Consider the following 23,852-nt stretch of genomic DNA (forward strand, 5'->3'; position numbering starts at 1 on the left):
CCCTGCCAACGCTCCCTCCTCGGCCGCGACCGCCTGAGCCCGGCTCCGCATCTCGTCACGTAAGGTCCCCAAAGTGAAGGTATCGGGCAGCACGGTGGCTGCGGAGGGCCTGCGGTCCCGGATGACCGCCGGCTTCGGCGACGGAAGCATGGTCGTGCGCGCGGCGATCTCGGCGGGACTCGCCTGGTGGATCGCCTCGGTACTGCTGCACTCCGAGTCGGCCTCGCTCGCCCCGGTCGGCGCCATCCTGGCCGCGCAGACCACCCCCTTCGCCACCGCGCGTAAGAGCCTGCAGCGGGCGGCCGGCATCCTGTTCGGCTTCCTGCTCGGAGTGGCGGCCACCACGTCCATCGGCACGAACACGGTGAGCGTCGTCCTCGTGGTCCTGGTCGGCATGTACGCGGGACGCGTGATGAACCTCGGTTCGCAGATGCACCAGATCGCGCTCACCGCCGTGCTCGTGATGGGCGCCGCCACCTCCTTCGGGTACGGAGCCTCGCGGCTGGAGGACAACGTCGTCGGCGTGCTCGTCGGCACGGTGGTCGGCCTCGCACTGCCCGCCCCCGGTTTCACCCGCCGCGCGGGCGAGGAACTGGCCCGCCTGAACCGGCAGATGGCCGCGCTGCTGGCCGAGATCGCCCGCGGCCTGGCCGAGGAGGACTGGGCCGCGCGCACCGGGGACTGGGTCCGCCGGGCCCGCTCGCTGTCCAGGGAGCTCGACGCGGTGCGCCGGGCCGTCCGCGAGGCCGAGGACGCGATCCGCTGGCGTCCGCGCGGCCGGTTCGCGCGGCCCCGCCTGGACCGGCTCGCCGAAGCCACCCAGTGCCTCGACCACGTCGGGCACCAGGTCCGGGGGATCACCCGCGGCCTGTACAACCTGACCTTCCGCGAAGGCCGGCCGCCCGCCCTGCACTGGGCCCAGCGCGAAGAGCCGCTGCTGCCCCTGCGGGCCGACGCCCCGGCCGGGCTGGACGGGGTCCTGGCCTCGCTCGCCGCGATGCTGGGCGACCTGGCCGACGTACACGTACGGGAGGAACCCCCTTCGCCCGAGCTGCGGGCCCGCCTGGCGGCGCTGCTGGGCAAGGCCGAGACCGGCTTCCTGCACACCGCGCTGGCGCTGTCCCCCGCCTACGCGGACTGGCGCGTCCTGTGCACCGCCGGGATCCTGGAGGACGCCCGCAAGATGCTCCACGAACTCGACCCCGCGATCGGCCCCCACAAGGCCGCTTTCGGCTAGGCCGTCACTTTCGGCTACGCCGTCACTTGCGGCCTAGTGCCGGGCCCGAGGCGGGGCGCGCCCTCAGGCGCCCTTCGTGCGCAGGTGGCGCCAGACGGCCTTGGCCGCGTTGTGGCCCGACATGCCGTGGACGCCGGGGCCCGGCGGGGTGGCCGAGGAGCACAGGAACACGGCCGGGTGCGCCGTGTTGTACGGGGACAGCGTGAGCTTGGGGCGCAGCAGGAGCTGGAGTCCGGAGGCGGCTCCGCAGGCGATGTCGCCGCCGACGTAGTTCGGGTTGCGGGCGGCGAGCTGCGGCGGGCCCGCCGTGGCGCGGGCGAGCACCAGGTCGCGGAACCCGGGTGCGAAGCGCTCCAGTTGGCGCTCGACGGCGTCGGTGAGGTCCCCGTTCCAGCCCGCCGGTACGTGCCCGTACACCCAGAAGGTGTGCTTGCCCTCGGGCGCCCGGCCGGGGTCGATCAGGCTGGGCTGGGCGGCGATGAGGAAGGGGGTGCGCGGCGCCCGTCCGCCGGAGGCCAGTTGCAGGGCCGCGTCGATGTCGCGGGTGCGCGGACCGATCTGTACGGTGCCGGCCCGGCGGGGCTCCTCGGCGGTCCAGGGGACGGGGCCGTCCAGGGCGTAGTCCAGCTTGAACACGGAGGCGCCGTAGCGGTAGCCGTCGTAGACCCGGCCGAGGCGCGCGATGCGGGCCAGTGCGGTCGGGGAGGTGTCGAAGACGTACGCCCGGGCCGGCGGCAGGTCGTCGAGCCGCTTGACCTCGAACCCGGTGTGGACGGTCCCGCCGAGGTCGCGCAGGTACCCGGCGAGGGCGTCGGAGATCGACTGCGAGCCGCCGCGCGGCATCGGCCAGCCGTTCGCGTGCGCGGCGAGGGCGAAGACCAGGCCGACGGCGCTGGTCCCGATCCCGCCGAGCGGGGCGATCACGTGCGCGACGAGCCCGGCGAAGAGGGCGCGGGCACGCTCGTCGCGGAAGCGGCTCAGCAGCCAGGTGGAGGGCGGCAGCCCGGCCAGCCCGAAGCGGGCGAGGGTGAGCGGGTCACGGGGCAGCGCGGTGTCCGGCAGCGACATGAAATCGCGGGCCAGGGTGTCCCACTTCCCGAGGAACGGATCCACCAGCCGCCGGTACGTTCCCGCGTCGCGGGGCCCGAAGGACGCGGCCGTCTCCGCGACGGAGCGGGAGAGCACGGCCGCGGTGCCGTCGTCGAAGGGGTGCGCCATGGGCAGCGGGGCGTGCAGCCACTCCAGCCCGTACCGCTTGAGGGGCATCGTGGAGAAGACCGGGGAGCCGGCGCCCAGCGGGTGCACCGCCGAGCAGGGGTCGTGCCGGAAGCCGGGGAGGGTGAGCTCCTCGGTCCGGGCCCCGCCGCCGACGGTGTCCGCGGCTTCGAAGACGGCCACGGAAAAACCGCGCCGGGCCAGTTCCACGGCGGCCGTCAGCCCGTTGGGCCCGGCCCCCACCACGACCGCATCGAGGATCGACGGCACTTGCGACTCCTTCGTCCGGCGGCGCCACCGCCCCCAGGGTATTGCGCCTGTCCATAGGCGGCTTCGCGATCCGCGCCGACTCCGTTCGCCCTGGGCTCAGCCTCCGGTCCTTCGCGGTCGGCCGGGCGCGGGGTCAGCCGGCGGTCCTTCGCGGTCGGCCCGGCGCGGGCCCGGCCGCCGGTCCGGCCGGATGCCGGGTGCGGGCCCGGCCGCCGTCGCGGTCGTCGGGCTGGGCCCGGCGGCGGTGTCACGCGCCCCGCAGCAGTTCCCGGATCCGTACGGCCGTGGCCTCGTCCCGGCCGACCGCGAAGGGCAGGGCGTTGTCCCGGTCCACCCGGAAGGGGACCCCGTCGACGGTGCTCTGGGAACCCCCCGCCTCGGCGACCAGCAGCAGCCCGGCCGCGTGGTCCCAGGCCGAGGGCCAGTTGAAGGCCAGGCCGTCCATCTCTCCCCGGGCCACCTTCAGGTACTCCAGGCCCGCCGAACCGCAGGCCCGGGAGGCCACTCCGGGCACGTCGAGGCGCGCCAGGACGCGCCGCTCGTCCTCGGTGGTGTACAGCGGGTGCGCGGTCGCGACCCGCAGCTCGTCGCCGGGCCGCGGCGAACCGCTCAGGATCCGCTCGCCGTTGACGTACGCACCCTGTCCGCGCACGGCGGTGGCCATCTCCTCCAGCGCCGGGGCGAAGGTCCAGGAGGCGAGGAGCTCCCCGCGGTGCGCAAGCGCGACCAGGGTGCAGAACCCCGCGTCCCCGTGCACGAACTGCCGGGTCCCGTCGACGGGGTCCACGATCCACACCGGGGCGTCGGCGCGCAGCGCCCCGTACACCCCGGGGTCGGCGTGCACCGCTTCCTCGCCCACCACCGCCGAGCCGGGCAGCAGCTTGGTCAGGGCTGCCGTGAGGTACTCCTCGGCCATGCGGTCGGCGTCGGTCACCAGGTCGTGCGGGCCGCTCTTCTGGTCCACCTCGTGATCAGCGAGCCGGCGGAACCTCGGCATGATCTCGATCGCCGCCGCGTTGCGCACGGCTTCGTCGACGTCGGACAGGTTCCGGGCGAGGAATTCATCGATCATGCGTCCAGCAAAGCACGCCCGGCTGACAAACCCCACCGCCGGACCCGGCGAGCGGCCGGACCCCTGGTGGACCGCGGGTGAACGCGGCGCCCGCCGCCCCCGTGGGCGCGGCGTCCGTCCTGCCCTCGCTGCCCGCGCCCAATGCCGCCGGACTGACCCTGCGGACCTGGCCGGTGGCCGCGGGGCAGAGCGAACGCCTGGGCGACGCCTCCGTGACCACCGCCGCGGTGTTCGCCGCGCACGGCGGCACCCCGTCGATCGATCCGGTCCAGGTTCCGGTGCGGGTACGGATCCTGCTGCCGGAGGACTACCAGCGGGACCCCGCGCATCCCTACCCGGTGCTGTACCTGCTGCACGGTGGCTCGGGCGACGTGGAGCAGTGGTCGAAGACCGACGAGGGCAACGTCACCGCGCACCTCAAGGATTCGGCCTTCAAGGGCATCGTCGTGATGCCGGAGGGCGGCAAGGCGGGGTGGTACAGCGACTGGCCCGGGCACACGGACGGCTTCTTCGCCCCGCAGTGGGAGACCTTCCACGTCCGGCAGTTGGTCCCGTGGACCGACGCCAACTTCAACACCGTGCGGGCGGCCTCCGGGCGGGCGGTCGCCGGCGTCTCGATGGGCGGCTACGGCGCCCTGCGCTACGCCGGCCGCAACCCCGACCTGTTCTCCGCCGTCGGCGCCTTCTCACCCGGCACGGACATCTACGACCCGGGCGCGCAGAGCATCATCGCCAACTCCACTTGGCAGGCGGGGGCTTCGATCCTGTGGACGGGCCTGTTCGACGGGAAGTTCCGGGTCACCGGCGACACCCCGTACCGGATGGCCACGGTCTTCGGCCCGCCGAGCACCTGGCCCGGGCAGCCTACGCCTACGGCCCCGCCACGACGCCCCCGGCCCCCTGCCCCAACGGCTGGGGGCCGCAGACCCCATAGCCCCGTCCGCGCTAGTTGGTGGCGAGGTCACCGACGACGAGGGTCTGCGGGGCGAGGTGCTCGTACGCCCCGTCCGTCATGTGCTGCGGGGCGAGGTGCTCGTACGCCCCGTCCTGGCCCTGCGGTGCGACGCTGATGTGGTTGTCCGCGAAGGCCGGGCCCGCTCCCAGCCCGGCCAGGGCGAGGGCGGCGGTGGCGGCTACGGCGGCGGCTCGAACGTTCATGCAGGTCCCCCCGGGTCCGGCCGGCCCCTGGTCGGGCCGGCTCGGGAACAGTCTGCCAGTTCGCCTCCGGACGTTGCGGGTTGCTCCATCCTCCCGCCCAACGGTGCAGGCAGAGGCATTGGTTGACATAGCCGGGGCGCTGTTCGGCGGCGAGAGCGACCCGAAGGCGGGTAAGGAAACCGCCTCCCAGGCACCGGCTCCGGCCGCGTCGGCCGCGTCGCCCGCTCCGGCGAAGGCCCCGGAGGCCGCACCGTCGGCGAAGCCGGAGAAGAAGGCCGCGGTCGTCGTGTCGCTCAGCGCACCCCCGCCGCGAGCTCCTCCCGGAGCGAGCGTCCCGCCGTGCGGTGTTCCGCCGCCGCGGCCGGGTCGGTGTCGCCGAGCAGGGCCGCGATCCCCTCGTGGGCCAGCGCCTCCTCGTGGCGGCAGCCGAGCCCGGGGGCCAGCTCCAGGGTCCGGCGGTGCAGGCGCAGGGCCTCCTCGGGCAGTCCCGCGAGCCGGCAGGTCTCGGCGTAGCCGCCCAGGAAACGGACCTTCCAGTGTTCCTCGAACAGCTCGTCCAGCAGCGCGAACGCCTCGCGGTGGCCGGCCAGGGCCTCCTCGTACCGGCCCATCCGGCTCAGCGCGACGCCCAGGCAGTTGAGGGACCAGGCCTCGTTGTTCACGTGCCCGTCCTCGCGGGCCAGGGCCAGCGCCCGGTGCAGGTGCTCCGACGCCTCCTCGGGGTCCTGTGCCGCGATGGCCATGCCCAGGGTGATGCGGGCCGTCAGGGCCGGCGGCCACGCCGGGTCCGGGTGGGACACCGCCAGCACCTCGCGGGCCCGGCGTGCCGCCTCCTCGCGCTCCCCCAGCTGGAGCAGCGCCCAGGCTTCCGAGGCGGCCGCGTGGGCCGCGCCCGCCGGGAGGCCGGCGTCCCCGTACAGCTTCCCGGCCAGCCGGAAGAGTGCGAGCGGCTCCCCGGCGCTCCCGAGGTCCCAGCTCAGATAGCCCCGGCGCAGGGCCAGTTCGGCTTCGGCGCGGGTGTCCCCCGCCTCGGCCACCCGGAGTCCGGCCGCCTCGTACGCGGCGGCGGCCTCGGTCATCCGGCCCGCGTTGTAGCGCGCGAAGCCCAGGTCGCTGTAGGCCTCCGCCAGGCGCAGCGGATCCCCCAGGCGTTCGGCGGCGGCCAGCGAGCGCTCGAAGAGGTGGTTGAGGTGGGTCGTACCGCAGCGCCGTGCGAAGTACGCCCGTAGGAACCGCGGCAGCTCGCACACGTGCACGTCCGCCCCGACGGCGACGGCCGTCTCGAAGGCGGCGATCATCGTCTCGTACTCCGAGGCGAGCCAGGCGCAGGCCGCGTGCTTGTCGGCGAAGCGCGGCAGTGCGGCCGGGAGCCGGCCCGCCGAGGGCGCCCGGCCCGGTGAGAGGACCGGCATCGCGGCGTCGGCCGCGGCCGCCGCGTGCACGAAGTAGTCGAGGAAGCGGCCCAGCGCCCGCTCCCGCTCGGCCGGGGAGTCCTGCTGGGCCCAGGCGCCCCGCGCGTGCTGGTGCACCAGGTCGTGCAGCCGGTAGCGGCCCGCCGCGGGCTGCTGCACCAGGTGCGCGTCGACCAGTTCCTCCAGCATCTCCCGGGCGTCGCGCAGCGGTACGTCGGCCAGGGCCGCGGCGGCGTACGCGTCGAAGGAGCCGCCGGGCAGCAGGCCCAGGGTGCGGAACAACCGGGCCTGATTCCGGTCCAGTTGCCGTACGGACATGGCGAAGGCGGTGTCGAACTCGCTCGCCCCCTCCGCCAGCCGCTCCACGAGGATGCCCACCGTCCAGCCCGGCCGGTGCCTCAGCCGGGCCGCGGCCAGCCGCAGGGCCAGCGGCAGGTGGCCGCACAGCCGCAACACCTCGGCGGCGGACTCCGGTTCGCGGGCGAGGCGGCCTTCGGGGCCGCCGGTGTCCCCGCTGGCCCGGGCGAGCAGTTCGGCGCTCTCCAGAGGGCTCAGCACGTCCAGCGACACCGGGGGCACTTCGTCCAGGCCGAGCAGCCGGTTGCGGCTCGTGATCAGCACGACGGAGTCACCGGCGCCGGGCAGCAACGGTCGGACCTGCTCCGCGTCGGCCGCGTTGTCGATGACCACGAGGGCGCGCCGGCCCGCCAGTTCCGCGCGCCAGCAGGCCGCCAGTTGCTCGAGGCCCTCCTGCGGGACCCTCTCGGACGGCACGTCGAGCGCCCCGAGCAGCATCCGCAGCGCCGAGTCGGGATCGAGGGGGGCCCGGCCTTCGGTGAAGCCGTGCAGGTCCACGTAGAGCTGGGCGTCCGGGTAGTCGGCGGCGAGCCGGTGCGCGGCGTGCACCGCGAGGCAGGTCTTGCCCACGCCCGCCATGCCGTCGACGGCGACGCCCCGGTGACTGTCCACCGCGGCGACCACGGCGGCGAGTTGGTCCTCGCGTCCGGTGAAGTCGGCCACGTCGCGCGGCAGATCGTTGCGGGGCCTCGGCTGGACCTGGCGGCTGGCCTTCGGGGGCGCGGGCAGCGCCGGGGAGGACCCCCGCTCCCAGAGGGGGCGCAGCGGGCGGGGGTCGCGCTTGACCAGTCGGCAGAGGGCGACCACCGCGGTCCAGGGCGGAGCCGTCTGGCCGCCGAGGTAGCGCGAGAGCGAGGAGGAACTCAGTCCCAGCTCCCTCGCGAGGGCCCGTACGCCCAGCCCGGACAGCTCCTGGAGCAGCCGCAGCCGGGCGGCCAGCTCGTCCTGCGGGTCGGCCCCGGCCGACCTCCGTTCCGTGTCCACGGTTCCCCCCGTATCCCTGTCCCACCGCGCCCGAATTATCCGGGGCCGCGTCTTCGCAGGTCAAGGATGTTCCGCCTGTCCCAGGGTGTCCCACCGTCATCGCCGCCGCGGGCCGTTGCGGCTGTTATGGAGTCACACCCCGAGGGGGGAACCGGAAGACCGGGAAACCGGAGGACCGGAACACGAGGAAGAGGAGCACACCGAGATGCAGTCCCGCATGCAGAACCCCGCCGTCGTCCTGTCCGGCGCCATGCAGCCCATCCAGGAGATCTTCAAGGCCGTACACACCGGTGGAGTGGACGCGCAGACCCTGGAGCTGGTGCACCTGCGGGTGAGCCAGATCAACGGGTGCAGCGCCTGCGTCGACAGCGGCGCCAAGGCCGCCCGCAAGTCCGGGGTGAGCGACGAGCGGCTGGCCACGGTCGCCGTCTGGCGCGAGACCCCGTACTTCACCGAGGAGGAGCGGGCGGCCCTGCTGCTGGCCGAGGCCGCGACCCGGCTGGCCGACCGCCCCGACGCGGTGAGCGACGAGGTCTGGGACACGGCCGCCACCTACTTCGACGAGAAGCAGCTCGCCGCGATCGTCCTGATGATCAGCGTCACGAACATGTTCAACCGGATCAACGCCACCACCCGCCAGATCGCCGGCGCCTGGGGCTGAGCACGCCGCCTCCCCCGGCACGGCGCTCGGGCCCGTCACCTCATTGCCCCAACGCCCATCGCCCATCACCTCATCCCCCATCCCCCATCCCCCATCGCCTCATCGCCCATCGCCCCGACTCCCGTGAGGAACACCGCCATGACGACCACCCGCAAGCCCGCGCAGAGCACGTTCGAGGGATTCACGGACGAGGAGCGCTCCGCGATGAAGGAGCACGCCAAGGAGCTGAAGGCGGCGTCCGCGCGCCGCGGATCCCGCGCCGACAAGGCGGCCGAGGAGGAGGCCGCCGTGGTCGCGAAGATCGCCGAAATGCGGGACTCCGACCGGGTCATGGCGGAGCGGATCCACGCCGTCGTCAGGGCGAGCGCGCCGGGCCTCGCGCCGAAGCTCTGGTACGGGATGCCGGCGTACGCCCGTGACGGCAAGGTGGTCTGCTTCTTCCAGAGCGCGGAGAAGTTCAAGGCGCGCTACGCGACGCTCGGCTTCAGCGACCAGGCGCACCTCGACGAAGGTTCCATGTGGCCGACCTCCTTCGCCCTGCCGCAGCTCACCGCCGCGGACGAGGCCTTGATCGCTACGCTCGTGAAGAAGGCGGCATACTGAGCCCAGACCTGCCGACGACCGGCGCCGCAACGAGGAGACCGATCGATCGTGCTCACGCCCCATGTCCTCACGATCGGCTCGCAGTTCCCTCCCGCCGGGCAGGCGCCGCCACCGGCCGCGTCCACCTCCGTATGGCTGGTCGACACCGACGACCGGGACGGCGCGGCCGCCCGGCTGGCCCCGGAAGTCCTGGACCCGGCCGAGCAGCAGCGGGCGGGCGGCTTCAAGCACGAGCAGGACCGGCGCCGCTACGTCGCCTCGCACGTGGCGCTGCGGATGCTGCTCGGGGCCTGGCTGGACCTGCCCCCGGGCCGGGTACGGATCACCCGCGCGCCCTGCCCCGGGTGCGGCGACCCGCACGGCCGGCCGGTGTCCGAGGACGGGCCCGTCCACTTCTCCCTGTCCCACAGCGACCGGCTCGCGCTGCTCGCCGTGGGCCCGGTGCCGGTGGGGGCCGACGTGGAGACGCTGCCCGAGGCATCGGCCGTGGCCGAGCTCGCCGGGCAGCTGCACCCTCGGGAGGCCGCGGAGCTGGAGGCCCTGACCCCGGAGGAACGGCCCGCGGCCTTCGGCCGGCTCTGGGCACGCAAGGAGGCGTACCTCAAGGGCCTGGGCATCGGCCTCGGCCGGGGCCTCGCCCTCGACTACGTGGGCACCGGCGACACCCCGGCGACCGGCCTGCCGGGCTGGTCCCTGACGGACGTGGCCGTCCCCCCGGGCTTCACGGCCGCGGTGGCGGTGACCACCGGCCGGTGAGAACCGGAAAGGACTACCGCAGGAATTCCAGGGCGGCACGGAGGTCCGCGGTGGCCAGGGCGGTCAGGGGGCCCGTGCCTGTGGGTCGTAGCCGCGGGGGACGCCTTCGACGAGGAAGATCAGGGCCAGGTAGGCGCGGTACATCGCGATCCGGCGGCGCTCGTCGGGCGTGAGCGGGGCGGGGCGGTAGCCGGACAGGAAGGCCGGGTCCCGGGTGATGTCGTCGAAGAGCGCGGTGGAGACGAGGTCGGCGAGCGGGTCGCCCCAGAAGGAGCGTTCGCCGTCGAGGATTCCGGTGATCGCCAGGCGTCCGCCCCGTTCCACGAGCAGGATGTTGCCCTCCCACAGGTCGAAGTGGACGAGCGAGGGGACCGATACCTGGTCGAGGAGACGGCCTAGTAGTGCTTCGTTAGGTTCTGGATCTGCTGGCGGTCAGGGGGCGGCCGCAGGTGGTGCAGGTGCCGGTCCAGCACCTCAGCAGGTTCTGGAGCACGTCCAGGACCTGGTAGAGGGTCAGGCCGGCGTGGGTGCTCTTGGGTCGAGCCGCCTGAGGGTGAGGAAGGCCTGTGCGGCGGTGACGAGGGTGACGTGGTGGTGCCAACCGCGCCAGGTCCGGCCTTCGAAGTGGTCCAGGCCCAGGCCGTGCTTGAGTTCGCGGTAGTCGTGTTCGATCCGCCAGCGCATCTTCGCCCACCGCACCAGGTCGGCGATCGGGGTAGTGGCGGGCAGGTTGGTCATCCAGTAGCCGGTCGGCTCGTCCGCTCCTGCGGGCTGTTCGACCAGCAGGGTTCGCAGCGGCAGGACCCCGTTCCACTGGCTGCGTCCACCGGCCTGTTCCTGAGCGGTCCGGCAGGCTTCCTTGCCCGACGGACGCACTTCCAGGACAGCGAAACGCGAGGTCATCGCACTCTTGCTGCCCTGGCGCCAGGTGATGTCCTGGAAACAGGTGCCGGGATCGATGAAACTCTGCAGGGACTGGGCCGCATCGCGGTAGCGGGGCAGCGTGGGCGGCCCCAGCCCGCCGTAAGCCGGCCGGAACGGCTCGGCGGAGGCAGGCCGTGCGACCTCTTTGGGATCGACCGCCACCACGTAGGACCAGCCGCGTTCCTCCAGCGCGAGCCGGAAGGAGACGCTGCGGCCGTAGCCGGCATCGGCCACGATCACCGGCACCCGCGGCAACCAGGTGGCGAGGCGGTCGAGCAGGCCCAGAGCCAGACGGGTCTTCGGCACGTGCCCGATCTCGTCGGGCACCCCGGCCCTTTGCCGCCGGCCCTCGTCCGCCGCCCAGTCCTCCGGCAGGAACAACTCCCACTCCAACGGGCAGGACGCGAGGTCGGTTGCCGCGTGGACGCTGACCGCGACCTGGCAGTTGGCCGTCTTGCCCAACGCGCCGCAGTACTGTCGGGCCACCCCCACGGATGCCGTCCCGCACTTGGGGAAGGACACGTCGTCGACCACCCACACCTCAGGCCCGACAGCCTCCGTCAGCCGTTCGGCGATCCGCTGCCGCACCGGCAGCGGATCCCACGGCGACTGATTCACGAACTGTTGCAGGGCCTGCATGTTCCCGTCCGGCAATCGCTCGGCCATCGGCTGGATCGACTTACGCCGCCCGTCCAACATCAAACCCCGCAGATAACACCCGCCCCACCTGCGCTGATCCCGCCGCGGAAGCGAAGCGAACACATCGGCAACGAACTCCGCCAACTCACCTCGGAGTCGTTCCACCTCCCCAAGCCTCATAACCGGAAGATGCCCACCACCAGGCGAGATCACCCGACGTAACGAAGCACTACTAGGTCGTCTCTTTCGGATCTTGTCGGCCGAGTCCGCGGCGTCCGGTGCCGTGCCTGGGCGTGCTGCCGGGGCGCTCGCGTACTGGGCGTACGTGGTCGCCTCGGCAGTGCGGCCAGGCGCGGTGCCAGGCGTCGCGGGCCCGACAAGATCCGAAAGAGACGGCCTAGGCCCAGGACCACGTCGGGGTCGACGGGCAGTGGGGGCCGGAAGCGGCGGGCGTCCGCGCAGACATCGGCCAGCATGCCCTCGAAGGCCGTCCGCCAGCTCGCCGCGCCGCCGGCCGGCGGATTCCCGTAGGGGTAGCCGAAGGAGGAACCCCGCACCCGCACCTGATGGAGCCCGCGGACGAGGCGGCCCAGGTCGGTGCGCAGCCTGGCTTGCTCCTCGGCGTCGATCCCCGGGCGCAACTCGCTCCAGGGAACGCTTTCCAGACGGGTCATCAGGAGGTAGTCGCCGTCGATGGCGCTCCGGCCGAAGCCCGCGGCCATGACCGCGGGCACGGGCAGGCCCGGCACGGCCGAGGCCCGACGGTAGAACTCGGCTTCCGTGCGCATCAGTTCGTTCTCGTAGGTCATGAGAGGGGTACCGGCGGGCGGTGCGACCTTGAGCACGGCCGGTTCCCCTCCCGCCGACGGGTCCCCTCCCCCGCCGCCCGGTGTCCGCTGCTCGCCGGGCGGCGGGGCCAGGGTCAGCAGGTGGACGGAATTGAAGGTGCCGCCCGCCAGTTCGCGGCTGCCCAGCACCCTGGCGCCGGGGCCCAGTGCGTGGGCGGCCGTGCGGGCGATCTGCTCGTCGGTCAGCGTCCGCTTCATCGCGCGAGTCCTCCGGCCGGCGGGCAGTCCACCGTCCACGGGAGCGGATCGACTGGGGGAGAGCGCTCTCCCATGGCGGGAATCTAACGCCCGCTCTTGGGCGAGGTCAAGGAACGGCCCTCAACTCGCTTACGAAAAGGGTGAGTTTTCCCGGCATGCGACCCACATCGCGCGCTCGGGCCGTGGCTGGATTCCGCGAGGTTGCGCCAAGGCGTTCCCTCACGGGGTGGCCTGAGCTAGCTTCTGTCCTCAACTCCCCCACCCCCCTCCCTCTCCCCATCCCAGCCCCGGGCGGATCGTTATGAGTCGTTCCATCGCGTTGCGCGATGTCAGCAAGAGATACGGGCGCGATTCCCTCGCCGTCGAGCGCGTCTCCCTCACCGTCGAGCCGGGCGAGTTCCTGGTTCTGCTGGGGCCCTCGGGCTGCGGCAAGTCCACCGTCCTGCGGATGATCGCGGGGCTGGAGGAGATCACCGAGGGCGCGCTCTACCTCGACGGCGAGTACGCCAACCACATGCCGCCGAGCGCGCGGGACATCGCGATGGTCTTCCAGAGCTTCGCGCTGTACCCGAACATGACGGGTCGCGCGAACATCGGCTTCCCGCTGAAGCTGCGCGACCCCCGCGGGGACCACGAGCCCCAGGTGGAGGCCACGGCGCGGATGCTGGGCATCGAAGACCTCCTAGACCGCTTCCCCGGGCAGCTCTCCGGCGGCGAGCGCCAGCGGGTGGCGATGGGCCGGGCCATCTCCCGGCAGCCGTCGGTGTTCCTGATGGACGAGCCGCTCTCCAGCCTGGACTCGAAACTGCGCGGCCACCTGCGGGCCGAAATCGCACGGCTGACCGCCGAGTTGGGCGTCACCACGGTCTACGTCACGCACGACCAGTCGGAGGCCATGTCCCTCGGCCACCGGGTGGCGGTCATGCGCGGCGGCGTCCTGCAGCAGGTCAGCTCACCGCGGGACACCTACGCCCTGCCGGCGAACGTGTTCGTCGCCGCCTTCATCGGAACGCCCCGGATCAGCCTGCTCCAGGCCGTCGTCCACGCGCCGCTGGGCGCGGGCATGTGGATCGATCTGGGGCGCCATCGGCTCGCCTTCCCCCAACCCCTCAGCACCGACCACCAGTTGCTCCGGATCCAGCAGGGGCGTCCGGTCATCGTCGGCCTGCGCTCGGAGGCGGTCAGGATCGCCCCGCCGAGCCAGGCACGGCCGGGCGAGGTGGCGATGACGGGCATCGTCGAGCACGTCGAGTACCAGGGGCACGAGGCCCTGGTCCACGTGGACACGGGCTCGCGCCCCGCGGGGGTGGCGGAGCTGGAGTCGGCGCGGCACCCGGCCGCTCCCCGGCGCCGCCTCAGGCGGCAGCAGAGCGGTTTCGGCCGGCTCAGGGACCGGACCGTGGGACGGCTGTCGGGGGCGGCGTCGGGGCCGGGGTCGGCGTCGGCGTCGGGGTCGGTGGCCGTCCTGGACGGGCAGCCGGAATCCACCCGGGGACCCGGCGCGGGCCCCGCTCCCGAACGGCTGGGGGCGGTGCGCAGCGACCTCGTGGTGCGTACGGGGCCGCACGTCCGGGTCCGGGTGGGCGCCCAGATCCCGCTGCTGGTGGATCTCGCGCAGCTGTACGTCTTCGACCACGCGGGGCGCCGGGTGTCTCCGGCCGGGGACGGGCTCGCGCCGCTGGAGAGGTAGCGCGTGCCCGGCCCGCCTCGCGGGCCACAGGTTCCGTGCGCGCCGCTTCGGCGCGCACGCCACTGAAGCGCACGCCACTTCAACGCGCGCCACTTCAGCGCGCCCAGCTTCAGTGCACGGCCCGCTTCAGTGCACCCCCCGCTTCAGTGCGCGGCCCGCTCCTGCAGCGTGGTGCGCCAGGCGGGCAGCGGCTCCTCGCGTTCGGGTTCCGCGCGGTGGCCGCCGCGGGCGAAGAAGTCGGCGAGCGGCAGGATGCCCGCGCCGACGGTGACGGCGTCGGGGCCGAAGGTGCCCAGGTCGACGCGGACGTTGGCGGCCGGGTACGACAGGGCGTAGGAGGTGGCGTAGGACCGTACGGAGTCCAGGAAGCGGGTGCCGAGCTGCAGGCCGGCCCAGCCGCCGACCAGGATGCGTTCGGGCTGGAAGAGGTTGATCAGGTCGGAGAATCCCGCGCCGAGGTACTCGGCGGTCTCCTCCAGGACGGCCAGGGCCGTCGCGTCGGCCCGCGGGGTGGCGCCGTCGGCGTCCGGTGAGGGGTAGGCCGCGGCGAGCATCGCGGTCAGGGCGGTCTCCTCGTCGGCGTCGGTCGGCGGGGAGCCGCCGGCCTCGGCCCAGCGTTCCAGGAGCGCTTCGGCCCCCGCGTACGCCTCCAGGCAGCCCTGGGCGCCGCAGCGGCAGCGGCGCCCGCGGACGCGCACGGTCAGGTGGCCCCACTCGATGGCGCGGCCGGTGCGGGTGTCGTCGCTGACCACGCAGGCGCCGACGCCGGAGCCGAAGAGCACGACGACGGCGTTGTGCGCCCCGCGTCCGGCGCCGAACCACATTTCGGCCTGGCCGAGGGTCTTGGCCCCGTTGTCGATGTAGTACGGGACGGTTTCGGGCAGCAGGTGGGAGTCGCGCAGCATCCGTTCCAGAGGGACGGCGTCCCAGCCGATGGTCTGGCCGTGGACGACCGCGCCGTCCGCGGTCCTGGCGACGATGCCGGGAACGCCGATGCCGACGCCGAGGAGCCGCTCGGGTGCGATGCCGGCCGCGTCCAGCACCTCGGCGATGCCCTCGCGCAGGTGCGTCACGACGACGGCGACGTCGTAGCGGTCGATGCGGCGGGGTCCCGCCGCCTCCAGGGGCCGCTCCACGCGGGCGAGCTCGGTCAGGGTCAGGTCGAAGAGCTCGATGCGGATGCGGGTCTCCCCCACGTCCACGCCGATCATGTAGCCGCTCTCCGGGCTGACGCGCAGCAGCGTACGGGGGCGTCCGCCGGCCGACTCCACGCTCCCGGCCTCCTCGACCAGGCCGTCGCCGACCAGCTCCGCGACCACGTTGCTGATCGATCCGGAGCTCAGCCCCGTGGCGGGACCCAGCGAGAAGCGGCTCAGGGGACCGTCGAAATACAACCGTTGCAATACGGCGGTCCGGTTCTCCCGCCGCAGGTCACGCACTGTCCGGCCGCTACGTACTTGCACTCTGTCCCCTGTCATCGATGCCCGTACCTGCAAGATACCTGCGTGAACGCTCTTGACGAGTCCTTCGCTTGAGGTTTAACTCACATCCTAAATTAAGCCATGTGGTTTTGGGGGCGACCCCGCGGAACGTCCGCCCCCCACCCCGCAGTCGGCATCCCGTTCCTTCCTGAAAGGCCCATGGAGCCATGCGCAGAATCAGAGTCGCAGCGGTAGGCGCCGTCACCCTCTCCCTCGTCCTCGGGGCGGCCGCCTGTGGTGGCGGTGGCTCCAACAGCGGGAGCGGGTCCAACGAGCAGCCGAAGACGCTGACCTACTGGGCCTCCAACCAGGGATCGAGCCTGGAGGTCGACAAGCAGGTCCTCCAGCCCGAGCTCGACAAGTTCGAGAAGCAGACCGGCATCAAGGTCAAGCTCGAGGTCGTGCCGTGGGGCGACCTGCTCAACCGCATCCTGACCGCGACCACCTCCGGCCAGGGCCCCGACGTCCTGAACATCGGCAACACCTGGAGCGCCTCGCTGCAGGCCAGCGGCGCGCTGCTCCCGTGGGACGCCAAGAACTTCGAGAAGATCGGCGGCAAGGACCGCTTCGTCGAGTCGGCGCTCGGGTCCACGGGCGTCCAGGGCCAGGACCCGGCGGCCGTACCGCTGTACTCCATGGCCTACGCGCTCTACTACAACAAGAAGGCGTTCGCCGACGCGGGCGTCGCCAAGCCGCCGACCACCTGGGACGAGGTGATCGCCACCGGCAAGCAGCTGACCAAGGACGGCAAGGCCGGACTCGGTGTCGAGGGCTCCAACCTCTCGAACAACATCCACCAGGTCTTCGTCCTGGGCAAGCAGCACGGCGCGGACTTCTTCACCGCGGACGGCAAGGCCGACTTCACCTCCGACGGCGCGGTCAAGGCCGTGAAGCAGTACGTCGACCTGATGGCCGACGCGCAGATCGTCGCCAAGGGCAACGCCGAGTACTCCCAGAACCAGTCCCTGAGCGACTTCGCCAAGGGCAAGACCGCCATGGTGCTGTGGCAGACCGCGTCGGCCACCTTCGCCGCACAGGGCATGAAGGAGGACGAGTGGGGCGTGGTCCCCGCGCCCGTGCAGTCCGGTGCCCCGGGAACGGGCACGTCCACCAACTCCATGGTCGCCGGCATCAACATGGCCGTCTTCAAGAACACCAAGAACATCGACGGCGCCACGAAGTTCGTGAACTTCATGACCGGTGACGAGGAGCAGAAGGTCCTCAACAAGGCCTACGGCTCCATCCCGCCGGTGAAGTCCGCGCAGACGGACCCCGCCTTCAACACCCCCGGCCTGGCCGTCCTGCGCGACACGCTCGCCAAGAGCGCCTCCGCCCTCCCGCAGGTCCCCGAGGAGTCGCAGTTCGAGACGGTGGTGGGCACCGCGGTCAAGGAGCTCTTCGCCGACGCGGCGGCGGGCCGCCCGGTGACGGTGGAGTCGGTGAAGGCCAAGCTCGAGAAGGCCCAGCAGCAGATGCCCAAGAAGTAGGCACGGATACCGGATACCTCATGACCACCACCGCACCCCCTCGTACGGGCAAGCGGACGGCAGGTAGGAACCAGCCCGGAGCGGCGCCGCGCACGCGCCGCTCCGGGCGGCTCCGCCGGATCTCCCTGCCGTACCTGCTCCTGCTCCCCGCACTCGTCCTCGAACTCCTGGTCCACCTGATCCCGATGGTCATCGGCATCGTGGTCAGCTTCAAGGAGCTCACCCAGTTCTACCTGCGCGACTGGGGCAGCGCGCCCTGGTCCGGCCTGGACAACTACTCCCTGACCGTCGACTTCGACGCACCGGTCGGCGAGGCCCTGCTGAGTTCCTTCTTCACCACGTGCCTGTTCACCTTCTTCTCGGTGGGCCTGTGCTGGCTGATCGGCACGGCGGCCGCGGTCTTCATGCAGGAGACGTTCAAGGGCCGCGGCATCCTGCGCACCATCTTCCTGGTGCCGTACGCGCTGCCCGTCTACGCCGCCGTCATCACCTGGGCCTTCATGTTCCAGCGCGACAACGGCCTGGTGAACCACGTCATCCACGACCAGCTCGGGCTCACCGACAGCCCGCCGTTCTGGCTCATCGGGGACAACGCCTTCGTCACCCTGCTGGTCGTCTCCGTCTGGAAGGGCTGGCCCTTCGCCTTCCTCATCATGATGGCCGGGCTGCAGAACATCCCCCGCGAGATCTACGAGGCCGCGGCCCTGGACGGGGCCGGCGTCTGGCAGCAGATCCGCCGGATCACGCTCCCCTCGCTGCGCCCGGTCAACCAGGTCCTGATCCTGGTGCTGTTCCTGTGGACGTTCAACGACTTCAACACGCCGTTCGTCCTGTTCGGCAAATCGGCGCCGGCCTCGGCCGACCTCATCTCCATCCACATCTACCAGTCCTCGTTCCAGACCTGGAACTTCGGCACCGGTTCCGCGATGTCCGTCCTGCTGCTGCTGTTCCTGCTCGTGGTGACCGGCATCTACCTCCTGCTCACCTCCCGAGGAAGGAGCGCCGGCGATGCCTAGGCACACTCAGGCGGTGCAGTCCCGGTCGCAGTCCCGGTCCCAGTCCCGGTCCCGGTCGCCCATGGCGCCCCCCAAGTCGTTCCTCGTGAGCCGGCTGGTCTTCCTGACGCTGCTCACCGGGTTCGTCCTGCTGCCGGTGTACGTCATGATCTCCAGTTCGCTCAAGCCGCTGCAGGACGTGTCGGGGAAGTTCCAGTGGATCCCCTCGGGCCTCACGGTCCAGCCGTACTTCGACATCTGGAAGACCGTCCCGCTCGGCGACTACTTCATGAACTCGCTGATCGTGGCCGGTTCGGCGACCGTGCTCTCCGTCATCATCGCGATCTTCGCGGCCTACGCCGTCAGCCGCTACTCCTTCCGCGGCAAGCGGGTCTTCACCGTCACGGTGCTCTCGACGCAGATGTTCCCCGGCATCCTCTTCCTGCTGCCGCTGTTCCTCATCTACGTCAACATCGGCAACGCCACCGGGATCGCGCTGTTCGGCTCGCGCGCCGGGCTGATCCTCACCTACCTGACGTTCTCGCTGCCGTTCTCGATCTGGATGCTGATCGGGTACTTCGACTCGGTCCCCCGGGACCTCGACGAAGCCGCCAAGGTGGACGGCTGCGGTCCGCTCGGCGCCCTCTTCCGCGTCATCGTGCCCGCCGCGATCCCCGGCATCGTCGCCGTCGCCGTCTACGCCTTCATGACGGCCTGGGGCGAGGTGCTGTTCGCCTCGGTGATGACCAACGACGCGACCCGCACCCTCGCCGTGGGCCTCCAGGGCTACTCGACCCAGAACGACGTGTACTGGAACCAGGTCATGGCCGCCTCGCTCGTCGTGAGCCTGCCCGTCGTCGGCGGCTTCCTCCTCCTCCAGCGCTACCTCGTCACCGGGCTGACCGCCGGCGCCGTCAAGTAGCCGCTCCTCCCATGACCTTCGAAAGGTTTGCTGTGTCGGATTCCATTGACCTCGGCGCCTTCCCTCAGGACTTCGCCTGGGGCACGGCCACTTCCGCGTACCAGATAGAAGGAGCAGTCAAGGAGGACGGCCGCGGGCCGTCCATCTGGGACACCTTCTCCCACACCCCCGGAAAGATCGACAACGGCGACACCGGCGACGAGGCCTGCGACCACTACCACCGGTGGCCCGAGGACATCTCCCTCATGAAGCGGCTGGGCACCAACGCCTACCGCATGTCGATCGCCTGGCCGCGCATCGTCCCCGACGGCTCCGGGCCGGTCAACGCCCGGGGCCTCGACTTCTACGACAAGGTGATCGACGGGCTCCTGGAAGCCGGCATCACCCCCTCGGTGACCCTCTACCACTGGGACCTCCCCCAGGCCCTGCAGGACCGCGGCGGCTGGACCGTCCGCGAGACCGCCGAACACCTGGCCACCTACACCACCGCCGTCGCGGAACGCCTCGGCGACCGCGTCACCCAGTGGGCCACCCTCAACGAACCGCTCTGCTCGGGCTGGATCGGCCACCTCGAAGGCCGCATGGCCCCCGGCCTGACCGACCTGACCGCCGCCGTCCAGGCCTCCTACCACCTGCTGCTGGGCCACGGCCTGGCCACCCAGGCCCTGCGTGCCGCAGCACCCGGCGCGCAGATCGGCCTCGTCACCAACCACTCCACGGTGGTCCCCGCCACGGACGGCCCCGAGGACATCGCAGCCGCCGTCCGCATGGACGGACACACCAACCGCTGGTGGCTCGACCCGGTCTACGGACGCGGCTTCCCCACCGACATGCGCGAGCTGTACGGGGTGGAGCTGCCCGAACGCCCCGGCGACCTGGAGACGATCGCCGCGCCCCTGGACTGGCACGGCCTCAACTACTACTTCCCCGCCACCGTCACCAACGACGCCGACGGCCCGGTCCCCTTCGCCCGCGAGGTGCGTCTCCCGGACGTCCCGCGCACCGGCCTGGACTGGCAGATCGACGCCGCCGGCATCGAATCCCTGCTGCTGCGCCTCACCCACGACTACGGCGTGCGGAAGCTCTACGTCACCGAGAACGGCTCCGCGTTCCCCGACACCGTCGGCCCCGACGGCTCGGTCGACGACCCCGGTCGCACGTCCTACCTCGAACAGCACCTGGCCGCCTGCGCCCGCGCCGCCCGCCAGGGCGCCCCGCTGGCCGGGTACTACGCCTGGTCCCTGCTGGACAACTTCGAGTGGGCCTACGGCTACGACAAGCGCTTCGGCCTCGTCCACGTCGACTACGCGACCCAGCAGCGCACCATGAAGACCAGCGGCCACCGCTACGCGGACATCGTCCGCGCCCACGGCCGACTCCACGCGTAGGCGGTCGGGCGGGACGTAACCACTCCCCGCAGGCCTCGTAGGCCCGGCAGGCCTCGTAGGCCTCCTAGGCCCGCAGGCCTCGTAGGGCGGCTGCCCCGCACACGTCGTAGGGCCGCAGGCTCTGCAGGGCCGCACGCGTCGTAAGCCCTGCAGAGCCGCACGCGTCGTAGGCCTTACATGCCCCGGCAGGCCTCGTAGGGCGGCTGGCCCGCACGCCTCGTAGGGCCGCAGGCCCTGCAGAGCCGCACGCGTCGTAGGCCCTGCATGCCCCGGCAGGCCTCGTAGGGCGGCTGGCCCGCAGGCCCGGCAGGGCCGCACGACTCGCAGGCCCTTAGGGCCGCACGCCTCCTAGGGCCGTAGGCCCCGCAGGGCCGCACGTCCCGCAGGCTCTTAGGGCCGCACGTCTCGTAGGCCCCGCAAGCCCGTAGGCCCGTACGCCCGCAAGCCCGTAGGCCGTCCCCGACCCCACCCACAACGCCCACCCAGAACGCCCGGCCGGTACGCCCAGCCGGGCGTCCGGGCGTCCCGGACGTACGCCCCTCCACCCCGCTCCCCCCGCGATCGCCTCCAGTGGCGCGCACGACGGCGAGTGCCGCTGACGGCCGGATCCCCGGCACTTCGGCCAGCGAAGGCTGCCCCATCAGACCCAGGCGCCCCAGGCGCCCCCTGCGCGACGGACGAAGTATCCGGAGCGCCCCCTGTCATATGCCTACCGGCCCGCACGTTCCGGTGCTTATGGTGTGGCTCCGGACCATCCCGGGCCCAGCGCCCTCCCGGCTCCCCACGGGAGGGCTGCCGTGCGTCCGCGTGCGGGCGGGCGCTCCGGCCCGGCCCGACGCGTCCGGCCCGGCCACGGCGCACGCGACTCCCCGCCCCTGCCGCGCCCCAGAGCGGCCCCGCGGCCCCGCGTCACCCTTCGCCGTCCGGCCCGTCTCCCCAGACCGCCGGCCCTCCGCCACGCCATACGACCGGCGGCCAGTCCTCCTCGTCGAGCCAGCCGGCCCGCCGCAGGAACTCGACCACGTCGGACATTCCATGGGCCACGCCGAGCACCGAATCGGCGCCCCGGGCGTGTGCGGTCACCCGCCGGCCACCGGTGGGGGCGACGGGGTGAACGGTGACCTGCGTCTGGTCGGCCATGCCTCCCAGCATCCGCCGCTCACGGCCCACGCGCCTCCCCCTCCCCCACCTCTGCACTTAATGAAAGACGAAAGAAAAGGCGTCAAGCTCCTTGACCGGTCGATCGTGTTACGGGCAAGGTCTGGAGAGCGCTCTCCCGTTTCATGTTCGTTAAAGGAGCACCGATGCCTGCTACCGGCATACCTGTCGACGCGTCGCCCCGCAGACGACGCCCCGTCTCCCCCCGGAGGGGGATCGCCGGGGCGGTCACAACCGCCCTCTTCGGCAGCCTGCTCGCGCTGGCACCCTCCTCCCCCGCCGCTTCGGCCGAGCCGGCCCCGGTGTCCCAGGGCAAGGCGGTCACGGCCTCCAGCCAGGAGCACTACGGCACCCCCGCGGCCGACGCCGTGGACGGCAACGACGGCTCGCGCTGGTCGAGCGCCGCCTCCGACGCCCAGTGGCTGCAGGTGGACCTCGGCGCCGCGACCGCGCTGAGCAAGGTCGTCCTGCAGTGGGAGGCCGCCTACGCCAAGGCCTACCGGATCGAGCTGTCGGTCAACGGCGCCGACTGGTCCACCGCATACTCCACGACCACCGGCGCCGGCGGCACCGAAACCGTGAACATCACCGGGACCGCCCGCTACGTCCGCATGCAGGGCGTCACCAGGGCCACCGGCTACGGCTACTCGCTCTGGGAGTTCAAGGTGTTCGGCAGCACCGGTGGCGACGGCGGCGGCCCGACCCTCCCGGGCGGCGGCGACCTGGGCCCGAACGTACACATCGTCGACCCCTCCACGCCCGGCATCCAGGCCAAGCTGGACCAGGTCTTCCAGGAGCAGGAGTCGGCGCAGTTCGGCAGCGGCCGGCACGCCTTCCTCCTCAAGCCGGGCACGTACGACAACATCAACGCCCAGATCGGCTTCTACACCCAGATCGCCGGCCTCGGCCTGCGCCCGGGCGACACCACCATCAACGGTGACGTGACGGTCGACGCGGGCTGGTTCAACGGCAACGCGACCCAGAACTTCTGGCGCGGTGCGGAGGGCCTGACCGTCAACCCGGTCAGCGGCACCAACCGGTGGGCGGTCTCCCAGGCGTCGTCCTTCCGCCGCATGCACGTCAAGGGCGCGCTCAACCTGGCGCCGGACGGCTACGGCTGGGCCAGCGGTGGCTACATCGCCGACTCCAAGGTAGACGGCCAGGTCGGCAACTACTCGCAGCAGCAGTGGTACACCCGCGACAGCACCATCGGCGGCTGGTCCAACAGCGTGTGGAACCAGACCTTCTCCGGCGTCGAGGGCGCTCCGGCCACCGGATTCCCGGAGCCCCGTTACACCACGCTCGACACCACGCCCGTCTCCCGCGAGAAGCCCTACCTCTACCTCGACGGCACCGAGTACAAGGTCTTCGCACCGGCCAAGCGCACCAACGCCCGCGGCACCACCTGGGCCAACGGCACCCCGCAGGGCGAGTCCGTCCCGCTCAGCCGGTTCTACGTGGTCAAGCCCGGCACCACCGCCGCCACGATCAACCAGGCGCTGGCCCAGGGCCTGAACCTGCTGTTCACGCCCGGCGTCTACCACGTCGACCAGACCATCAACGTCAACCGCGCGAACACCATCGTGCTCGGCCTCGGCCTCGCCACGATCATCCCCGACAACGGGGTGACCGCGATGAAGGTCGCCGACGTGGACGGCGTCCGTCTCGCCGGATTCCTGATCGATGCCGGACCGGTCAACTCCCCCACCCTGCTGGAACTCGGACCGCAGAACTCCTCCGCCGACCACACCGCGAACCCGACGACCGTCCAGGACGTCTACATCCGCGTCGGCGGGGCGGGCGCCGGCAAGGCGACCACCGGCGTGGTCGTCAACAGCGACGACACCATCGTCGACCACACCTGGGTGTGGCGCGCCGACCACGGCGAGGGCGTGGGCTGGGAGACCAACCGCGCCGACTACGGGGTGCGGGTGAACGGTGACGACGTCCTGGCCACCGGCCTGTTCGTCGAGCACTTCAACAAGTACGACGTGGAGTGGTACGGCGAGCGCGGCAAGACGGTCTTCTACCAGAACGAGAAGGCCTACGACGCCCCCAACCAGGCCGCCATCCAGAACGGCGCCACCAAGGGCTACGCCGCCTACCGGGTGGACGACTCGGTGACCACCCACGAAGCGTGGGGCCTGGGCAGCTACTGCAACTACAACGTGGACCCGAACATCCGCCAGGACCACGGCTTCAAGGCCCCCGTCAAGCCGGGCATCAAGTTCCACAGCCTCCTGACGGTGTCGCTCGGCGGCAACGGCCACTACGAGCACGTCATCAACGACACCGGGGCGTCCACGGTCCCGGCCGGCACCTCGACGGTGCCCTCGACGGTGGTCTCGTACCCGTAGCCGTCCCGCTTCCCGCTCCCCCTCCCCCTCCCCCTCCCCT

At 72.0% G+C, this 23,852-nt stretch carries 18 protein-coding genes and 1 pseudogene; 11 read left to right on the forward strand and 8 right to left on the reverse strand.

The features are described 5' to 3' along the window. Window positions 1-73: 73 nt before the first annotated feature. Entirely contained in the window at window positions 74-1,237 is a 1,164-nt protein-coding gene (locus OG730_RS07325) for an FUSC family protein (RefSeq protein ID WP_327303436.1), read from the forward strand. 63 nt (window positions 1,238-1,300) lie between these two features. Here OG730_RS07325 and OG730_RS07330 read toward each other — a convergent pair whose 3' ends face one another. Next, the gene (locus OG730_RS07330) at window positions 1,301-2,722 is read right to left on the reverse strand and encodes a phytoene desaturase family protein (protein ID WP_327303437.1); all 1,422 of its coding nucleotides are present in this window, start codon (window positions 2,720-2,722) and stop codon (window positions 1,301-1,303) included. 247 nt (window positions 2,723-2,969) lie between these two features. Further along, window positions 2,970-3,794 carry an inositol monophosphatase family protein gene (locus OG730_RS07335; RefSeq protein ID WP_327303438.1) on the reverse strand — a complete coding sequence of 275 codons (825 nt, stop codon included), beginning with the start codon at window positions 3,792-3,794 and terminating at the stop codon, window positions 2,970-2,972. Window positions 3,795-3,871: 77 nt separating this feature from the next. Between OG730_RS07335 and OG730_RS07340 the strand changes: the two genes are divergently transcribed. Further along, window positions 3,872-4,864: an alpha/beta hydrolase gene (locus OG730_RS07340; protein WP_327303439.1), complete on the forward strand. Its 993-nt coding sequence runs from the start codon at window positions 3,872-3,874 to the stop codon at window positions 4,862-4,864. Window positions 4,865-5,245: 381 nt separating this feature from the next. Here the strand turns inward: OG730_RS07340 and OG730_RS07345 are convergent, their stop codons facing one another. Continuing rightward, window positions 5,246-7,705, reverse strand: coding sequence for an ATP-binding protein (locus OG730_RS07345; RefSeq protein WP_327303440.1), 2,460 nt, complete (start codon window positions 7,703-7,705; stop codon window positions 5,246-5,248). A 205-nt stretch (window positions 7,706-7,910) separates the two neighbouring features. Here OG730_RS07345 and OG730_RS07350 point away from each other — a divergent pair, with 205 nt between their 5' ends. The 3 genes from OG730_RS07350 (at window position 7,911) to OG730_RS07360 (ending at window position 9,725) form a co-directional block, all read left to right on the forward strand. Next, on the forward strand, window positions 7,911-8,366 hold the full coding sequence (locus tag OG730_RS07350) for a carboxymuconolactone decarboxylase family protein (protein WP_327303441.1): 456 nt from the start codon (window positions 7,911-7,913) through the stop codon (window positions 8,364-8,366). A gap of 138 nt (window positions 8,367-8,504) precedes the next feature. Further along, a complete protein-coding gene (locus OG730_RS07355) occupies window positions 8,505-8,969 on the forward strand; it encodes an iron chaperone (RefSeq protein WP_327303442.1) in 465 nt (154 codons plus the stop codon). A gap of 48 nt (window positions 8,970-9,017) precedes the next feature. Beyond that, window positions 9,018-9,725: a 4'-phosphopantetheinyl transferase family protein gene (locus OG730_RS07360; RefSeq protein ID WP_327303443.1), complete on the forward strand. Its 708-nt coding sequence runs from the start codon at window positions 9,018-9,020 to the stop codon at window positions 9,723-9,725. A gap of 63 nt (window positions 9,726-9,788) precedes the next feature. Here OG730_RS07360 and OG730_RS07365 read toward each other — a convergent pair. The 3 genes and pseudogenes from OG730_RS07365 to OG730_RS07375 all read right to left on the reverse strand — a co-directional run. Continuing rightward, window positions 9,789-10,115: pseudogene (locus OG730_RS07365) on the reverse strand (fructosamine kinase family protein); the annotation flags it as partial. Between the two features lie 123 nt (window positions 10,116-10,238). Then, window positions 10,239-11,468, reverse strand: a complete 1,230-nt coding sequence (locus OG730_RS07370; protein WP_327303444.1) for an IS701 family transposase — start codon at window positions 11,466-11,468, stop codon at window positions 10,239-10,241. A 29-nt stretch (window positions 11,469-11,497) separates the two neighbouring features. Further along, complete coding sequence (locus tag OG730_RS07375; RefSeq protein WP_327303445.1) at window positions 11,498-12,334, reverse strand: phosphotransferase family protein; 837 nt, start codon at window positions 12,332-12,334, stop codon at window positions 11,498-11,500. A 301-nt stretch (window positions 12,335-12,635) separates the two neighbouring features. On the opposite strand from OG730_RS07375, the gene OG730_RS07380 reads away from it, so the two are divergent. Then, entirely contained in the window at window positions 12,636-14,024 is a 1,389-nt protein-coding gene (locus tag OG730_RS07380) for an ABC transporter ATP-binding protein (RefSeq protein WP_327303446.1), read from the forward strand. Window positions 14,025-14,167: 143 nt separating this feature from the next. Here OG730_RS07380 and OG730_RS07385 read toward each other — a convergent pair whose 3' ends face one another. Next, complete coding sequence (locus tag OG730_RS07385; protein ID WP_327303447.1) at window positions 14,168-15,487, reverse strand: ROK family transcriptional regulator; 1,320 nt, start codon at window positions 15,485-15,487, stop codon at window positions 14,168-14,170. Window positions 15,488-15,672: 185 nt separating this feature from the next. Here OG730_RS07385 and OG730_RS07390 point away from each other — a divergent pair, with 185 nt between their 5' ends. From OG730_RS07390 to OG730_RS07405, 4 genes are all read left to right on the forward strand, one after another. Then, complete coding sequence (locus tag OG730_RS07390) at window positions 15,673-16,992, forward strand: ABC transporter substrate-binding protein (RefSeq protein ID WP_327303448.1); 1,320 nt, start codon at window positions 15,673-15,675, stop codon at window positions 16,990-16,992. Between the two features lie 20 nt (window positions 16,993-17,012). Further along, on the forward strand, window positions 17,013-18,008 hold the full coding sequence (locus tag OG730_RS07395; RefSeq protein WP_327303449.1) for a carbohydrate ABC transporter permease: 996 nt from the start codon (window positions 17,013-17,015) through the stop codon (window positions 18,006-18,008). Between the two features lie 61 nt (window positions 18,009-18,069). Beyond that, window positions 18,070-18,909: a carbohydrate ABC transporter permease gene (locus OG730_RS07400; protein ID WP_327309184.1), complete on the forward strand. Its 840-nt coding sequence runs from the start codon at window positions 18,070-18,072 to the stop codon at window positions 18,907-18,909. Window positions 18,910-18,941: 32 nt separating this feature from the next. Beyond that, window positions 18,942-20,297, forward strand: coding sequence for a GH1 family beta-glucosidase (locus OG730_RS07405; RefSeq protein WP_327303450.1), 1,356 nt, complete (start codon window positions 18,942-18,944; stop codon window positions 20,295-20,297). 909 nt (window positions 20,298-21,206) lie between these two features. Here OG730_RS07405 and OG730_RS07410 read toward each other — a convergent pair. Beyond that, on the reverse strand, window positions 21,207-21,437 hold the full coding sequence (locus OG730_RS07410; protein ID WP_327303451.1) for a hypothetical protein: 231 nt from the start codon (window positions 21,435-21,437) through the stop codon (window positions 21,207-21,209). Between the two features lie 164 nt (window positions 21,438-21,601). Here OG730_RS07410 and OG730_RS07415 point away from each other — a divergent pair, with 164 nt between their 5' ends. Next, entirely contained in the window at window positions 21,602-23,812 is a 2,211-nt protein-coding gene (locus OG730_RS07415) for a pectate lyase-like domain-containing protein (RefSeq protein WP_327303452.1), read from the forward strand. Window positions 23,813-23,852: the final 40 nt, after the last annotated feature.

It is taken from the genome of Streptomyces sp. NBC_01298 (genome assembly GCF_035978755.1).
Classification (GTDB): Bacteria; Actinomycetota; Actinomycetes; order Streptomycetales; family Streptomycetaceae; genus Streptomyces.

Excerpts from the sequence above, each read along its gene's own strand:
- OG730_RS07335 (WP_327303438.1), bottom strand. The coding sequence starts at position 3,794 with ATGATCGATGAATTCCTCGCCCGGAACCTGTCCGACGTCGACGAAGCC.
- OG730_RS07350 (WP_327303441.1), top strand. The coding sequence starts at position 7,911 with ATGCAGTCCCGCATGCAGAACCCCGCCGTCGTCCTGTCCGGCGCCATG.
- OG730_RS07355 (WP_327303442.1), top strand. The coding sequence starts at position 8,505 with ATGACGACCACCCGCAAGCCCGCGCAGAGCACGTTCGAGGGATTCACG.
- OG730_RS07370 (WP_327303444.1), bottom strand. The coding sequence starts at position 11,468 with ATGAGGCTTGGGGAGGTGGAACGACTCCGAGGTGAGTTGGCGGAGTTC.
- OG730_RS07375 (WP_327303445.1), bottom strand. The coding sequence starts at position 12,334 with ATGAAGCGGACGCTGACCGACGAGCAGATCGCCCGCACGGCCGCCCAC.
- OG730_RS07380 (WP_327303446.1), top strand. The coding sequence starts at position 12,636 with ATGAGTCGTTCCATCGCGTTGCGCGATGTCAGCAAGAGATACGGGCGC.
- OG730_RS07390 (WP_327303448.1), top strand. The coding sequence starts at position 15,673 with ATGCGCAGAATCAGAGTCGCAGCGGTAGGCGCCGTCACCCTCTCCCTC.
- OG730_RS07395 (WP_327303449.1), top strand. The coding sequence starts at position 17,013 with ATGACCACCACCGCACCCCCTCGTACGGGCAAGCGGACGGCAGGTAGG.
- OG730_RS07400 (WP_327309184.1), top strand. The coding sequence starts at position 18,070 with ATGGCGCCCCCCAAGTCGTTCCTCGTGAGCCGGCTGGTCTTCCTGACG.
- OG730_RS07410 (WP_327303451.1), bottom strand. The coding sequence starts at position 21,437 with ATGGCCGACCAGACGCAGGTCACCGTTCACCCCGTCGCCCCCACCGGT.
- OG730_RS07415 (WP_327303452.1), top strand. The coding sequence starts at position 21,602 with ATGCCTGCTACCGGCATACCTGTCGACGCGTCGCCCCGCAGACGACGC.